15 protein-coding genes and 1 riboswitch are annotated in these 12,941 nt (G+C 49.4%); of the genes, 12 read left to right on the forward strand and 3 right to left on the reverse strand.

From position 1 onward, the window contains the following. Nucleotides 1-7: 7 nt before the first annotated feature. Nucleotides 8-1,048 carry a YdcF family protein gene (locus FYJ53_RS06360; RefSeq protein ID WP_195840244.1) on the reverse strand — a complete coding sequence of 347 codons (1,041 nt, stop codon included), beginning with the start codon at nt 1,046-1,048 and terminating at the stop codon, nt 8-10. An 88-nt stretch (nt 1,049-1,136) separates the two neighbouring features. After that, complete coding sequence (locus tag FYJ53_RS06365) at nt 1,137-1,811, reverse strand: DUF3786 domain-containing protein (protein WP_195840245.1); 675 nt, start codon at nt 1,809-1,811, stop codon at nt 1,137-1,139. Between the two features lie 117 nt (nt 1,812-1,928). On the opposite strand from FYJ53_RS06365, the gene FYJ53_RS06370 reads away from it, so the two are divergent. From FYJ53_RS06370 to FYJ53_RS06400, 7 genes are all read left to right on the forward strand, one after another. Next, the gene (locus FYJ53_RS06370) at nt 1,929-4,286 is read left to right on the forward strand and encodes an ATP-dependent DNA helicase (protein ID WP_154557216.1); all 2,358 of its coding nucleotides are present in this window, start codon (nt 1,929-1,931) and stop codon (nt 4,284-4,286) included. Between the two features lie 504 nt (nt 4,287-4,790). Continuing rightward, nucleotides 4,791-5,048, forward strand: coding sequence for a hypothetical protein (locus FYJ53_RS06375; RefSeq protein WP_154557217.1), 258 nt, complete (start codon nt 4,791-4,793; stop codon nt 5,046-5,048). Nucleotides 5,049-5,219: 171 nt separating this feature from the next. After that, nucleotides 5,220-5,810, forward strand: a complete 591-nt coding sequence (locus FYJ53_RS06380; protein ID WP_013379680.1) for a hypothetical protein — start codon at nt 5,220-5,222, stop codon at nt 5,808-5,810. Nucleotides 5,811-5,870: 60 nt separating this feature from the next. After that, nucleotides 5,871-6,389, forward strand: coding sequence for an O-acetyl-ADP-ribose deacetylase (locus FYJ53_RS06385; protein WP_013379681.1), 519 nt, complete (start codon nt 5,871-5,873; stop codon nt 6,387-6,389). Further along, the gene (locus tag FYJ53_RS06390; RefSeq protein WP_013379682.1) at nt 6,373-7,593 is read left to right on the forward strand and encodes a Card1-like endonuclease domain-containing protein; all 1,221 of its coding nucleotides are present in this window, start codon (nt 6,373-6,375) and stop codon (nt 7,591-7,593) included. Before FYJ53_RS06385 ends, FYJ53_RS06390 begins: the two co-directional genes overlap by 17 nt. Nucleotides 7,594-7,606: 13 nt before the next feature. Further along, the gene (locus FYJ53_RS06395) at nt 7,607-7,870 is read left to right on the forward strand and encodes a hypothetical protein (protein WP_013379683.1); all 264 of its coding nucleotides are present in this window, start codon (nt 7,607-7,609) and stop codon (nt 7,868-7,870) included. Between the two features lie 149 nt (nt 7,871-8,019). Next, a riboswitch (glycine riboswitch) is annotated at nt 8,020-8,114 on the forward strand. Between the two features lie 44 nt (nt 8,115-8,158). Beyond that, nucleotides 8,159-9,601, forward strand: a complete 1,443-nt coding sequence (locus tag FYJ53_RS06400; RefSeq protein WP_090411584.1) for a sodium:alanine symporter family protein — start codon at nt 8,159-8,161, stop codon at nt 9,599-9,601. A gap of 106 nt (nt 9,602-9,707) precedes the next feature. Here the strand turns inward: FYJ53_RS06400 and FYJ53_RS06405 are convergent, their stop codons facing one another. After that, entirely contained in the window at nt 9,708-9,920 is a 213-nt protein-coding gene (locus FYJ53_RS06405; RefSeq protein ID WP_013379687.1) for a hypothetical protein, read from the reverse strand. 221 nt (nt 9,921-10,141) lie between these two features. On the opposite strand from FYJ53_RS06405, the gene FYJ53_RS06410 reads away from it, so the two are divergent. From FYJ53_RS06410 to FYJ53_RS06430, 5 genes are all read left to right on the forward strand, one after another. Continuing rightward, on the forward strand, nt 10,142-10,720 hold the full coding sequence (locus FYJ53_RS06410) for a DUF5714 domain-containing protein (RefSeq protein WP_154557218.1): 579 nt from the start codon (nt 10,142-10,144) through the stop codon (nt 10,718-10,720). A gap of 9 nt (nt 10,721-10,729) precedes the next feature. Continuing rightward, nucleotides 10,730-11,023: a lipoyl domain-containing protein gene (locus tag FYJ53_RS06415; RefSeq protein WP_154557219.1), complete on the forward strand. Its 294-nt coding sequence runs from the start codon at nt 10,730-10,732 to the stop codon at nt 11,021-11,023. Continuing rightward, nucleotides 11,024-11,773, forward strand: coding sequence for a tetratricopeptide repeat protein (locus tag FYJ53_RS06420; RefSeq protein WP_013379690.1), 750 nt, complete (start codon nt 11,024-11,026; stop codon nt 11,771-11,773). Nucleotides 11,774-12,029: 256 nt separating this feature from the next. Continuing rightward, nucleotides 12,030-12,230, forward strand: a complete 201-nt coding sequence (locus tag FYJ53_RS06425; RefSeq protein ID WP_013379692.1) for a cold-shock protein — start codon at nt 12,030-12,032, stop codon at nt 12,228-12,230. A gap of 129 nt (nt 12,231-12,359) precedes the next feature. After that, the gene (locus FYJ53_RS06430) at nt 12,360-12,872 is read left to right on the forward strand and encodes a flavin reductase family protein (protein ID WP_013379694.1); all 513 of its coding nucleotides are present in this window, start codon (nt 12,360-12,362) and stop codon (nt 12,870-12,872) included. The last annotated feature ends 69 nt before the right edge of the window (nt 12,873-12,941 follow it).

Below are 12,941 nucleotides of genomic sequence, written 5' to 3' on the forward strand. Positions count from 1 at the left end.
TTTCAGTTTACAGAAGACCCATGTTTAAAAAGACAAGCTGGGGAACCATGGTACAGAGGACCAGAGCGGCAAAGACGATGGCGTAGGTCTGCCGGTTCATTGAGAGCACCCCGATGAATTCTCTGAGAAAGGCGTTTGGAAAATAGTAAAACGCTGTTTTTGCGGGAACACCAGTAAAGTCAAGCCCAGCGTCACGGGCATAAAGACTGGCACGGAGAACGTGAAAGCTGCTGGTTACAAATATGCCCCGGGCATTCGGCTTAAGCCTGTCAATGATCGCCTTGGAAAACAGCATGTTTTCCCGGGTGTTTCGGGAATGCTCCTCCACTAAAATATCCGATTTATGATAGCCTTTGGACAAAAGGTAATCCTTCATTACCAAGGCCTCCGAAACCGATTCATCCATTCCTTTACCGCCAGAGACAACAAATTTTGCTTTCTTTCCAGTCATTTCCATCTGTTTTTCATAAAAAGCAATGGCCCGGTTCAGGCGCTTGGCCAGAAGCGGTGTAACCTTGCCGTCAATCACCCGACAGCCCAGGATCAGAATAAAATCCTCGTCGTAGGAAGGCTTGTTGAAGTAGTAAAGGGCAGAGGCATTGGCAAAGCTGATAAACAGAAAGCCGAAAAACAAAACGACAATCGCCAGCATGGAATAGATCAGTGGTATGACAGGATTGACATTCATAAAAAAGGGAAGTGTGTAGAACAGTATCAGCGCGGCAAGCATGATGATTCCGAGAAATAAGGGTAGAAAATTGCTGAGCCGTGTTCCCTCGCGCGATACCATCCGCTGCCCATTGATCATCAACGCAATGCTTGAGAAAAGCAGCAGCAGGGGCCCCATTAAAAATATCAAAGCGACGATTCCCAGTATGACCCAGATAACCGGGCTGAGAGGGGACATCAACGCATAACCGCAAAGCCCCAGCAGAAACAGGGCAAGGAGGACTGTTATCAAAATGCCGCCGGCAATGGGGCGCCTCTGCTTATAATACAGACGGTAAAACAGGATAAGGATAATAATGGCAGGTATTAAAAAAATCATGGCATTCTCCTGATTGAAATTTATTTTTATAGTATAAATATACCCGCCCTTATGAAAATAAAGCAGACATTTTGACGACCGGTAAAAATTACCGGTCGTCATCAGCTGTTTTTTTAAGCTTCAGATAGTACTGCTCCTGAAGCAGATCCGCCACCAGGCTGCAAAGAGCCACACTGTCTTCGATGTGCATCTGGTCACTGATGGTGGCGTCAAAAAGAAGCTGGAAAGCACCCGGGAAGTCCTCATCACCTGCCCAGAACTGGATGCGGGCAGGAATACGCGGCGCAAAGAACCCCTGTGCACAGAGATCCGCCTTATCCGGGATGATCGAAAAGCCGATTTCCGGCAGACTGGCTTTCAGTATTTCAAGATCACAGCGGTCATAGAAAACACCCATGGGTTCAATGACATTCTTCCGGATGTTCGGGTAAAAAACAGCGCCTCTAGGCTGATCCTTATAGGAAATCCATCTACCCGAAAGAGGAAGCTCCACAGCGCGGGAAAAATAATTGAGCGCGATGAGCCGCCAGCTGATCTCAGGCTTTTCAGCCGTGCCTGAAAAAAACACATCACCGTCCCGATAGGGAATCGTCAGGGGCTGGCCAAAGCAGACAAGACTGAAGCACCCTGTTTTTTCGTCATAAGCGCAGCCGGTGTTTTTTTCGATGACCACAGGGTCAAGGGCGCGCAGCTTACGCCGGCTTTCATCAAAGGCGCCGCGGTAGGCACCCTCCTCGGGGCGGCTTTTCATATAATCGTACATGGTATGATACCTCGCTTTGTAAGTTATGCCCATTATAGCACGCCGGAGCAGCAGAGGCAATTTCACATTGTGGTGGGTTTGTGCTACAATAGCTTTACCGAGAAGGGAGGGATGAGTATGGCCTATGAGGTAGTAGAGCTTTCGGTGCGGGAGCTGGTAGAATTTATTATGCGCTCAGGCAGCATTGACAGCCGTTTTGGTGGCTTTGACCGGGCAGCAGAAGGAGCGCGTATCCATCGAAAACTGCAAAAAGAAGCCGGAGAGCATTACCGGGCAGAGGTCACTCTGGCAGAAACCACAGATGTGAAGGGCTTTACCTTTAAAATACAGGGCCGGGCAGACGGGATTTTTGAGGAGGATGGCATTATCGTCATCGACGAGATTAAAACCATCACCAGAAGCCTGGAGGACATGGATGAAGACAGCCGTCCAGTACACTGGGCCCAGGCTAAATGCTACGGCTATATCTACGGCAGCCAGCAGGGGCTTGACTTCATTGATATCCAGCTCACCTATTATCAGGTAGATACAAAAGAAATCCGCCGGTTCCGTAAAAGCTTTTCCGTCGTCGAGCTGGAGGATTTCTATCTTGCCCTGTTAGACGCTTATATCCGCTGGGCAGAGATGCAGCGCCAGTGGGTCGAAAAGCGGGATCAATCCATCCATGCTTTAGATTTTCCTTATAAAACCTACCGCAGAGGCCAGCGGGAGATGGCTGTGGCTGTTTTTAACACCATCAAAAAGAGCGGTAAGCTTTTCTGCCAGGCGCCCACTGGCATCGGAAAAACCCTGTCCACGCTGTTTCCCTCTGTCAAGGCCCTGGGCGGCGGTATGGCAGAAAAGCTCTTTTACCTGACAGCCAAGACCATCACCCGGCAGGCTGCTGTGGACGCCTTCACACTCATGAAGGAAAAGGGTCTGGCGCTTCGGACGGTCACCCTGACGGCCAAGGATAAAATTTGCTTTCTGGACGAACGCAGCTGTAACCCAGACGACTGCCCTTATGCCGACGGCTATTTTGACCGTGTGGGCGATGTGCTCTATGAGGTGCTCCAGCAGGATACCGTCTTTTCAAGAGAGAATATTGAGGCCATCGCCCTTGAGAATAATCTGTGCCCCTTTGAGTTTTCGCTGGACCTTACGCTCTGGTGCGACGCCATTATCTGCGATTACAACTATCTCTTTGACCCGCTGGTGGCCCTGAAGCGTTTTTTTATAGACGAGAAAGGGGACTACGTCTTTCTGGTGGATGAGGCCCACAATCTGGTAGACAGGGCAAGGGAAATGTACTCGGCTGCTCTTAGGAAATCCGATTTTCTGAACCTTAAAAGACAGCTGACCAAAACGGACAAACGCCTGAAGGAGCCCCTGAACAAGGTGAACCAGGCCATGATCGACCTGCGCAAAAGCTGCCCGGACAGCCGGTCCCGCATCAGCAGGGAGGAGCTTGGAGATTTTAACGAGCTTCTGGGCTTCTTCTGCTTTGCCTGCGAGGATTGGCAGAAAAAACACCCGGACCACCCAGCAGCCGACGCGGTGCTGGAGCTTTATTTTCAAGCCCGGACCTATTTAAAGATCGCCGAGTTTTACGATGAGCACTATATTACCACCATCCACACCTACGGCAGCGAGGTGATCGTGAAACAGGTGTGCCTGGACCCGGCGCTGCTGCTGAGGGCAAGGCTGGCCTGCGGCAGGGCATCCGTTCTCTTTTCAGCCACCCTCACCCCTCTGGAATATTTTATCGCTGTGCTGGGCGGCGAGGAGGAAACCCCGCGCTACGAGCTGCCCTCCCCCTTTGACCCGTCAAAGCTTGGTATTCTGCTGGCAGATACCATCAGCACCCGCTATGTGGACAGAGAAGAGAGCTATACCCCCATCGCCGAAATGATCGCTGCCTTTGCGGCAGGGAAAAAGGGCAATTACATGGCATACTTTCCATCCTATGCCTACCTGAGTGCAGTCTATGAAGTTTTTGGAGAGCGTTTTCCAGACATCCGGTCCATGGCACAGGAGCGGGATATGGACGAGGCCGCAAGAGAAGCTTTTCTGGAAGCCTTCGACGCCGAAAATCCTGAAACCCTCATCGGATTCTGTGTGATGGGCGGTATCTATTCCGAGGGGATTGACCTCAAGGGAGACCGCCTCATCGGAACCGTTATCGTGGGCGTGGGCCTGCCGCAAATCGGCGATGAGCGCAATATTATCCGGAATTATTATGACGATAAGCAGGGCAGCGGCTTTGCTTATGCCTATCAGTTTCCTGGCATGAATAAGGTCCTCCAGGCCGTTGGACGCGTCATCAGGGATGAGGCTGACCGGGGCATGGTGCTCTTTATCGACAGCCGGTTTTCAAGCAGCGGCTACCGCCGGCTCTTCCCGCCGCATTTGTCCCATTATATAAAGGTGAGAAATGCAGAGGACGTCCGGCAGGAGACCCGGGCCTTTTGGAATGAAAAGGAAGAAAATGAGTAAAGTGTAAAAAATAAACGCGTATTCCGTGATAAAATCAGGGGAATACGCGTGTTTTTTATGGTTGAAATAGCGGCGGAATTGTTCGTGGACTTTTAGTAGTCTGCGAACTTTTTTGAAATTTTCGCTTAAGAAAATGATTTGTTTTTCAACTGCGTGATTTATTATAACATTCCCTCCTTGGCATAAGCGAGTTGCTTCGATAAAAAAATATAGATTAAATGCAAAGTTGTCAGCAAAATAATTTTTTGCAATTAAATCCATGCTTTCCGGGACACCCACCCGGCAAGCGAAAGCATACTACAATGCCTTTCGCCTTCCGGTTTTTTATAACCCCCAATCCGCCCACCGCCCGCCGAATACAAAAAATCAAAACCAAAGGAGCCCCATGATGACCATCCACCTCCCCGAATCCCACTACACCTTAATCCCCCTCATCACCCCAGAGGACACCCCGGCCCAGGCCATTCTCAAAGCCCCACCCCGGCCGCGCGGTCGCTTGTGGAAATGATGATCAAAACGACCGGAAAGGTACCGCGTTTGTATGAGCTAAATCTTAACGAAGGCCTTGAGCTGCAGTGCCAGAACGATATCCCGATCAACAGAGAGGTGCTGGAGACCGCCCGGCTGTCCAAGCTGCTTCAGGCCTACTGGCATCTGCTGATGTATTACAACAACAAGGCCGCCCAAAAGGGCGTGAGCCCGGCGGCAGTGACAAAAGCATACAAACGGGCTCTGCTCGCCATGCGGAAGAAAGCGGCTTGATTCGCCGGTTTAACTCTGGGGTATAAACCTTTACCCGCATTGATTTTTTTTAGCCGATGGGGTATAATGAAAAACGATAGAGGGCAGGGCTGAGGTTTTATTCAGGTCTGCCTTTTTTCATAAAATGATGGGGAAGCAAGAAAAAATTTCCGTTACGGAAAGGAATACAAAATGACCGTTCAATTTACAGATCAGTATATTTTCAAAAATGAAGCATATCATATCACAGCCTTGGAAAATCCGCTGGTGTTTGATCCTTCGGATTACGGCGCTTTTCCAGTATCCTTTTGTCCAGCCTGCGCCAGGGGTTTTTATGGGCAGTACGGTCTGCGCGAGGGCCGTCTGTGCCTGAGAAACCTGTACATGACCACCTTGGGCCATTACCCGGAAATCAGGGGCGTGGCTCCAGAGGCCAACAGCCAGGACTTTTTTCTGAGCCTGTTTAAGGTTTACCGGGGCGTCAATATCCCGGCAGCCTACAGCGGCGGTATGTTTATTGGGCGGGATCTGGTGGAGGATTTTTATGAATCCACAGGTGTTCAGAAGCATTATGCCTACAAGGATGTGTATCTGCTCAAGTTTAAGGACGGACGCCTGAAAAGCGCCCGGGATTATTCCGATAAAATGCAGAAGATCCGGGATGACATTATTTGTGATACCAATTATTTCTATTATGATGAGACGTCCTTTTCCTTTGTGCGCAATCCATCGTATGATTCGCCCTATGAGGTTAACTGGGAGGATCTGATCAAACAGGAATAGGATGGGCAGGGATGCATGTCTGGATAATTTTATGTGAAATGGAAGCAGAGGAGGAAAAGGATGGGAAACATTGAACTTTTACTGGGCGATATCACAAGGGATTATGGTGTGGACGCTATTGTCAACGCGGCCAACAGCTCGCTGCTGGGCGGCGGCGGTGTGGATGGCGCCATCCACCGTGCGGCCGGGCCGGAGCTTCTGGCAGAGTGCCGGACTCTGGGGGGATGCGCCACCGGCGGGGCGAAAACAACCAGAGCATACCGGCTGCCCTGCAAATATGTTATCCATACAGTCGGGCCGGTGTGGCACGGCGGCGGACAGCATGAGGCAGCGCTTTTGCGGGATTGCTATGGGAACGCCATGATGCGGGCTCAGGAAGCCGGCGCGCGGTCGGTGGCCTTTCCATCGGTTTCAACCGGGGTGTACCATTATCCGGTGGATCAGGCGGCCGCCATTGCGCTGAAGACCGTTCAGGATTTTTGGGATGCCCATGCGGACAGCTTTGACCGTATTCTGTTTGTTTTGTTTGACGAACGGACGCTGGCGGCTTACAAAAAAGCCTATGAAGACCTTAATTGAGCTTTATGATCCGGCCCATCCGGTCAAAAATATTCTGGCGGCGCTGATCTTTAAGCCGGAAGTTTTGATATTCATCGGCCTGAAGGGCAGTCTTACTGACCGGGTCCAGAGCCTTGTTGAGCGTCTGCTTAGACGAAAGGGCATTGAGGCAGAGCTGCGCTTTATGGAGCCGGATTTAAAGGACGGCAACCGGGTGGTGCGGATGCTTGAGCAGATTACCTGGGAGCATGCGGACTGTGTTTTTGAAATTTCCGGAGGCCCGGATCTGCTTCTGGCCCTGGTAGGGCATTTCTGTGCGCTGCGCGGTGTTCCGCAGCTGTATAAGGATGTGGACAGTCAGGAGCTGATCTGGATTACCAGTGAAGGAGAGCGGCGTGAGCCGCTGGTGCTGCCAAAGCTTGATATCAGCGATTTGCTGCTGGCCTACGGCGCGCGTCTGGAACGCACCGACCATTATTATCCAAACCTTGGCGACGCGGCTCAGGAGGCCTGTATTGGCAGGATATGCCAGGTTTTTCTGCGGTTTCTGGAAGAGTGGCCCCATGTCAGCATCTGGTTCCAGTATGTGTGCCGCAACGCAGCTGAGGAGGAGCACGCTTACGATTGTCTGGAGGTCAGTGAGAAACGGGATGGCCGTGTCAATATGCTGCTGCGGCAGTTTAAAAATCTGGATGTGTTTTACGCTTTGCAGAAGGCGGGTGCGATTCACGATCTGGCTATTGACAGCCGGCGCGTCTGCTTTCGGTTTGAAAATACGGAAATCAGGCGGCTTCTCACAAACCAGGGGGTCTGGCTGGAGCTCTGCACTTATCTGAGCGCCGCCCAGACCGGCGGTTTCGATGATCTGGTTATGAGCGCTGTCATCGGCTGGGATTATGAGAATAAGAATCATTATCCGCAGAATGAGATTGATGTGGTTTTGCTGAAGGGGATCCGGGCACTGTTTATTTCCTGTAAAACCAGCATCACCAAGCGTTCTCCCTATGATTTATATGAGATTAAGACACTGTGTGAGCGCTTTGGAGGAGACATGGCACAGGCTGTCCTCATAACTGCGGACAATTGTCTGAATACAAATCACAGCCTTTATATCCGGGCAAGGGAGATGGGCATCGTGATTTTGGATATCAATACCATTAAAAAGGGAAATCTTGGCAGGGAGTTGCTGAAAATCGCAGCAGGGCGTTACCATTTCCCGGAATAGGAGAAGATCAAAAATGGATGAGCAAAAAAAGCCGTTTCTGGTGGTTGGGGTTAAGGGACAGCAATATGTATATGAGACGGAGGAAAGTCTGGAATACAGCGAATACAGAAAGATAAAGGCTATTGCGGAGAGCGCCGCCCACTACGCAGCCAACGCGCGGTGCGTCAATCCGGATGTGCTGGCTTTTCAGTTTACAACAAGGGTAAGGGAGGAGCTTGGGGTGGTTCTTATACCCGTTCCTGTCTGGCCTCAGATTGCCGTGAAATTCAAAAAATAGAGAACAGCAGATTTTGGTACCCCCTGTGTGCCGGATCTGCTGTTTTTATTTTTGTGCATATTTGTTTTTGTCTTTGTTGAAAAGACTATTGTCTTTTATTTTAAGGTGTGGTACACTTTTATACGTTGCCTTAAGAAAGGCTTAAGATGCAACAAAACTCTGGAGAGTCTCTTTTAAAAGAGCGCCGAAGGTGTACCCCCTGTTTTCAGGGCTATCTCTCAGGCAAAAGGACAGAGCAGTTATTTTGCTTTTGTTCAACTCCAACGATATTAAGAAGGAGGAACAAAAATGTTTCAACAATTCACTGATTTTCTGGTATGGGTGGATGATAAGGTTTGGGGAATTCCGCTCATTGTCTTGATTTTGGCAGTCGGTATTTACCTGACCTGCCGCCTGCATATTTTACAGATTCGTCACTTACCAAAAGCGCTTAAGTTTATGGTTAAAAATGAAGAAGACGGGACCGGTGAGGTCACCAGCTTCGGCGCTTTGTGCACGGCTTTATCAGCCACCATCGGCACAGGCAATATCGTCGGTGTGGCAACGGCTCTTGTTGCTGGCGGCCCCGGCGCGCTGTTCTGGATGTGGATCGCGGCCTTCTTTGGGATGGCCACCAAATATGCCGAGGGCGTTTTAGCCATCAAGTACCGTGTTATTGAGGAGGACGGCCATGTGCTGGGAGGCCCTTTTTATTACATTGAACGCGGTATGGGGGTAAAATGGCGCTGGCTGGGTAAAATTTTCGCTTTCTTCGGGGCAGGAGTCGGCCTTTTGGGCATCGGTACCTTTACGCAGGTTAATGGGATTGCCTCCGCGGTCAACGGTTTTTTTGACCCGAACAATGCCTGGACGGTCAGCCTTTTTGGCTCGGATTACTCCTGGACTGTTGTGATCAGCGGTTTGATTTTAACGCTTTGTGTGGGGCTGGTGGTTATTGGAGGGATCAAACGGATTGCGCGGGTTTCTGAAATTATTGTACCTTTTATGGCGATTGCCTATTTTCTGTGCTGTCTTTTGATTCTGATCATGAACTTTAAAGCCATTCCGGCCGCGCTGCTCGAAATTATTCAGAGTGCCTTCGGCATGCGCGCAGTAACCGGCGGGGCGATCGGGGCCATTATCGTGGCCATGCAGAAGGGGATTGCCCGAGGTATATTCTCAAACGAAGCGGGTTTGGGGAGCGCCCCCATTGCGGCGGCCGCCGCTCAGACCAAGGAGCCTGCCCGTCAGGGGCTGGTCTCCATGACAGGAACCTTTATTGATACAATTATCATCTGTACCATGACAGGACTCAGCATTGTCATCACCGGAGCCTGGGACATCGGACTTGAGGGAGTAGCGGTTACGACCCATGCCTTTCAAACAGGCCTGCCCTTCGCGCCGCAGGTCAGCTCTTTTCTCTTGATGGCCTGCCTGGTGTTCTTTGCCTTTACCACGATTCTGGGTTGGAATTATTACGGCGAACGCTGCCTGGAGTATCTGGCCAATGGAAAAAGCGCAGCGGTGACAACCTATCGCTGGCTGTATATTCTGGCTGTTTTTATCGGTCCGTTTATGACGGTTTCAGCGGTTTGGACCATTGCGGATATCTTTAACGCTTTGATGGCTCTGCCGAATCTGATCGCCATCATTGCCCTCAGCGGTGTGGTGGTTGCGGAAACCAGAGCGTATTTTAACCGGGCAGAGGCGTTAAACCCCATGGGGCTTAACACAGACCCGGAAGAAGTCTGAAAGGATCTTTAACCCTCTTTTAATATTCTTTGCAGTCTGGCAAGAGGCTGCGGGGAACCTGCATAAAAAAACTCCTGAAGTGCAAAACTTCAGGAGTTTTTTCTGTTTATTTTTTCACTTTTGCGCCAAATTGAACTTCGTCTGCGCGTTCCTGTTCTTCGCTGGAAAGTGGCTTATCTTCCTTTTCATTCACCTTAGCACCGAAAAATACCTCGTCATCGCGTTCCTGTTCCTTGGTTTTTTCACCGGTTCTTGCCGGATCATCCTTTACATCCGCACCAAACATAATTTCATCGTTACGTTCTTTTTCATTACTCATCGTTAGCATCTCCTTTGCTTGTTATGTTTTTCTATATATACTCTATACCCTTATTGAGGTATAATCAACACGATATCCAAAATTTTATTTTATTTTATGAAATTTTACTGGTATATCCACGCTGTTTTTAAGACTTTATTAAAAGTCTCCTTGACGCGTTCTGGGAGACTTATTATAATAGAAATAACATTGGATTTAGTCTAATAATGAGGAGTGAAGAAATGGAACCATGTTTTGATGGCTATGCCTATATTACGGAGGAATGTCTCGGCGCTTTTAGGATGGGTAAGCCCATTGTGCCGGCCAGGCTGGCGGTCCAGATTATGAGGCATCCGGAATTTCCCATGCATTATCCTTATCACCATTATCTGGTACCAGCGGTTATGCTGACCGCAGTGTACCGGCTCCAGGGTGAAACGGAGGAGGCTCTTGGCGCAGCCCTGGAGGAAGCAAAAAAACGGGCGCTCAATGTCCTTAAGGGCTTTTGCGGCCTGTACGGCGACTGTGGCGCAGCTGTGGGGCTGGGGATTTTTATGAGCATTTTGACAGGCACCACACCGCATTCGGAGGAAACCTGGGCCATGACCAACCGGATTACTGCCGGCAGCCTGATGAAGATTGCGGAAATAGACGGTCCGCGCTGCTGCAAGCGCAATTGCTTTCTGGCATTACAGTATGCGGTGCCTTTTTTAAAAAAGACGTTAGACATTACGCTTGAGGCTCCGGAAGAAATTGAGTGCACCTTCAGTACTGTGAATGAAGACTGCAAAGGGGATGCCTGCCCCTTTTTCAGGATGTGAGGTGCGAAGATGAAAATCCCGATATTGATCGGCCACCGGGCATCGCCTGTCGTCAAGGATGAGAATGCCTGTGAATGTAAGAAAGAACCAGTGCTCATGACATATAAAAAGGCTGTAATCTACTGGCAGAAACAAGCCGGAGCGTCCGTAGCCCAGGGGGAGCTGGTGGCAGAGGGCGAGATTGAAAAGCAGAGCATCGCTGTGACTGCGCCCGCAGGCGGCGTTCTCAGTGAGATCTGTGTGGCGGAAGGACAAAAGGCCGGGGTGGACACACCTCTGGGCTATGTTGAAAGTGAGGTATAAATGGAGCAGGAAACCCTGGAACTGCTGACGGGACTGGCCGAAGCTGGTGATGCGGAGGCCATGGAGCAGGCAGCGGATTATTATTTTTATAAAACCAATAAGCAAAAGCTGAGTAAAGAGACCTTTGACCGTATCTGGTCATGGTATCACACACTGGCAGAGCAGGGAAACGGACACGCCATGGCAGTGATCGGCGCCATGTACTATGAGGGGGTTAATATAAAGCAGGACTATACCAGAGCGCGGCAATGGTATGAAAGAGCTGCCGCTGCCGGTGATGTCTGGGGCATTAACAACCTGGGCTACTGTTACTATTACGGCCGTGAAGTGGATGTGGATGACCAGAAGGCCTGGAACTATTTCGGGCGCGCAGCAGCCCTGGGCAATCACTGCGGTATGTATAAAATCGGCGATATGTACTACCACGGCAGGTATGTGGACCAGAGTTTTAAAAAAGCGGTGTACTGGTATCGGAGAGCCATCAGCTTAATTGACGAGGACTGTCCTGAATATCCAAACATCGCGGCCCGGATTGGGCACTGTGCTTTAAAGGGAGAGGGTATGGAAAAGGATGTGCTGCACGCCCTGAAGTGGCTTCAGGCAGCAGAGTACGGCTGTTACCAGTTTCTGCTCAGGGGGGACGCCTTTGCGCACCTTTCCTTTCCGGGTGTCAAGGAGGATCTGGCAGAGGCACGCGCTCTGCTTGAGACCGCCATCGCCGGCACGCGTTCGGTGGTGCAGTATACCTGATATTGAAAGCCGCTGTCTGGCACCTTTCAGACAGTGGCTTTTATTTAAAAAGCTTAAAAGAAAAAGTTTTTCTTTGGGGGATTGACAGAATGCGTAAAAGAGGATATAATAAGTCTCGTATTCAAGGAAGTATCAATTGATTTCACATATTTTTGCAAGTCATTTTGGTTTTACTTTTCGAAATGATTTACAAAAATATGTGTTTTTTTATTTATATGTTCCTGGAATGAAGTTTTAATTTAGGAGGTACCGTAAAATGAATAAAGGTACAGTAAAATGGTTTAACAGCGAAAAAGGTTTTGGATTTATCTCTAGAGAAGAAGGCGATGATGTATTCGTACATTTCTCCGCTATTACAGGCGATGGCTTCAAAACTTTAAATGAAGGTCAGGAAGTTACCTTTGATACAGAAGAAGGTCCAAGAGGCTTACAGGCTAAAAACGTTAGTGTTGCTTAATTTAAATTAAGCCGAAAACAGCCAGAACGGCATTTGCTGATCTGGCTGTTTTTATTTTTTGATACGGGTATACTTTTTAAACCAGAAGGTTTATAATGATTAATAATTTTAACAAAGGAGTGATACACCATGTCTGATTATAAAAAAATAACAACTGAAGATTTATCCCTGAACCCATTTAAGCGCATCGCGAAAGATTGGATGCTGATCACCGCTGAAAAGGATGGAAAAGCCAATACAATGACCGCGGGCTGGGGCGGCCTGGGGGTAATGTGGGGAAAGGATGTCGCTTTTATTGTCATCCGTGAAAGCCGTTTTACAAAAGAATTTGTGGATGGCTCAGAGTATTTTTCACTGACCTTTTTTGATGAAGGCTATAAAAAGGAACTGGGCTATCTGGGCTCTGTCTCAGGACGGGATGAGGACAAAATTGCTAAAAGCGGCCTGACGCTGGCGCCGGATGATGCCCCGTACTTTAAAGAGGGAAATCTCGCTCTGATCTGCAAAAAGCTTTACGCCACGGACATGGGGCCGGAGGGCTTTACCATTGGGCCGGAGCTTGATGAAAAATGGTATGCCGATAGGGATTACCACACCCTGTATGTGGGAGAAATTGAAAAGGCTTATATTAAAGAGCAGTGACTTGCGGAGATCATGAAATTTTCTGAAAAGCCAGTTTGACAACGCCTTAAAAGGGTAATTACTTATTGT

The sequence above is a fragment of the Eubacterium sp. BL-380-WT-2B genome, from assembly GCF_009696115.1.
Taxonomy (GTDB): Bacteria; Bacillota; Clostridia; order Eubacteriales; family Eubacteriaceae; genus Eubacterium; species Eubacterium callanderi.

Excerpts from the sequence above, each read along its gene's own strand:
- FYJ53_RS06360 (WP_195840244.1), bottom strand. The coding sequence starts at position 1,048 with ATGATTTTTTTAATACCTGCCATTATTATCCTTATCCTGTTTTACCGT.
- FYJ53_RS06365 (WP_195840245.1), bottom strand. The coding sequence starts at position 1,811 with ATGTACGATTATATGAAAAGCCGCCCCGAGGAGGGTGCCTACCGCGGC.
- FYJ53_RS06370 (WP_154557216.1), top strand. The coding sequence starts at position 1,929 with ATGGCCTATGAGGTAGTAGAGCTTTCGGTGCGGGAGCTGGTAGAATTT.
- FYJ53_RS06375 (WP_154557217.1), top strand. The coding sequence starts at position 4,791 with ATGATGATCAAAACGACCGGAAAGGTACCGCGTTTGTATGAGCTAAAT.
- FYJ53_RS06380 (WP_013379680.1), top strand. The coding sequence starts at position 5,220 with ATGACCGTTCAATTTACAGATCAGTATATTTTCAAAAATGAAGCATAT.
- FYJ53_RS06385 (WP_013379681.1), top strand. The coding sequence starts at position 5,871 with ATGGGAAACATTGAACTTTTACTGGGCGATATCACAAGGGATTATGGT.
- FYJ53_RS06390 (WP_013379682.1), top strand. The coding sequence starts at position 6,373 with ATGAAGACCTTAATTGAGCTTTATGATCCGGCCCATCCGGTCAAAAAT.
- FYJ53_RS06395 (WP_013379683.1), top strand. The coding sequence starts at position 7,607 with ATGGATGAGCAAAAAAAGCCGTTTCTGGTGGTTGGGGTTAAGGGACAG.
- FYJ53_RS06400 (WP_090411584.1), top strand. The coding sequence starts at position 8,159 with ATGTTTCAACAATTCACTGATTTTCTGGTATGGGTGGATGATAAGGTT.
- FYJ53_RS06405 (WP_013379687.1), bottom strand. The coding sequence starts at position 9,920 with ATGAGTAATGAAAAAGAACGTAACGATGAAATTATGTTTGGTGCGGAT.
- FYJ53_RS06410 (WP_154557218.1), top strand. The coding sequence starts at position 10,142 with ATGGAACCATGTTTTGATGGCTATGCCTATATTACGGAGGAATGTCTC.
- FYJ53_RS06415 (WP_154557219.1), top strand. The coding sequence starts at position 10,730 with ATGAAAATCCCGATATTGATCGGCCACCGGGCATCGCCTGTCGTCAAG.
- FYJ53_RS06420 (WP_013379690.1), top strand. The coding sequence starts at position 11,024 with ATGGAGCAGGAAACCCTGGAACTGCTGACGGGACTGGCCGAAGCTGGT.
- FYJ53_RS06425 (WP_013379692.1), top strand. The coding sequence starts at position 12,030 with ATGAATAAAGGTACAGTAAAATGGTTTAACAGCGAAAAAGGTTTTGGA.
- FYJ53_RS06430 (WP_013379694.1), top strand. The coding sequence starts at position 12,360 with ATGTCTGATTATAAAAAAATAACAACTGAAGATTTATCCCTGAACCCA.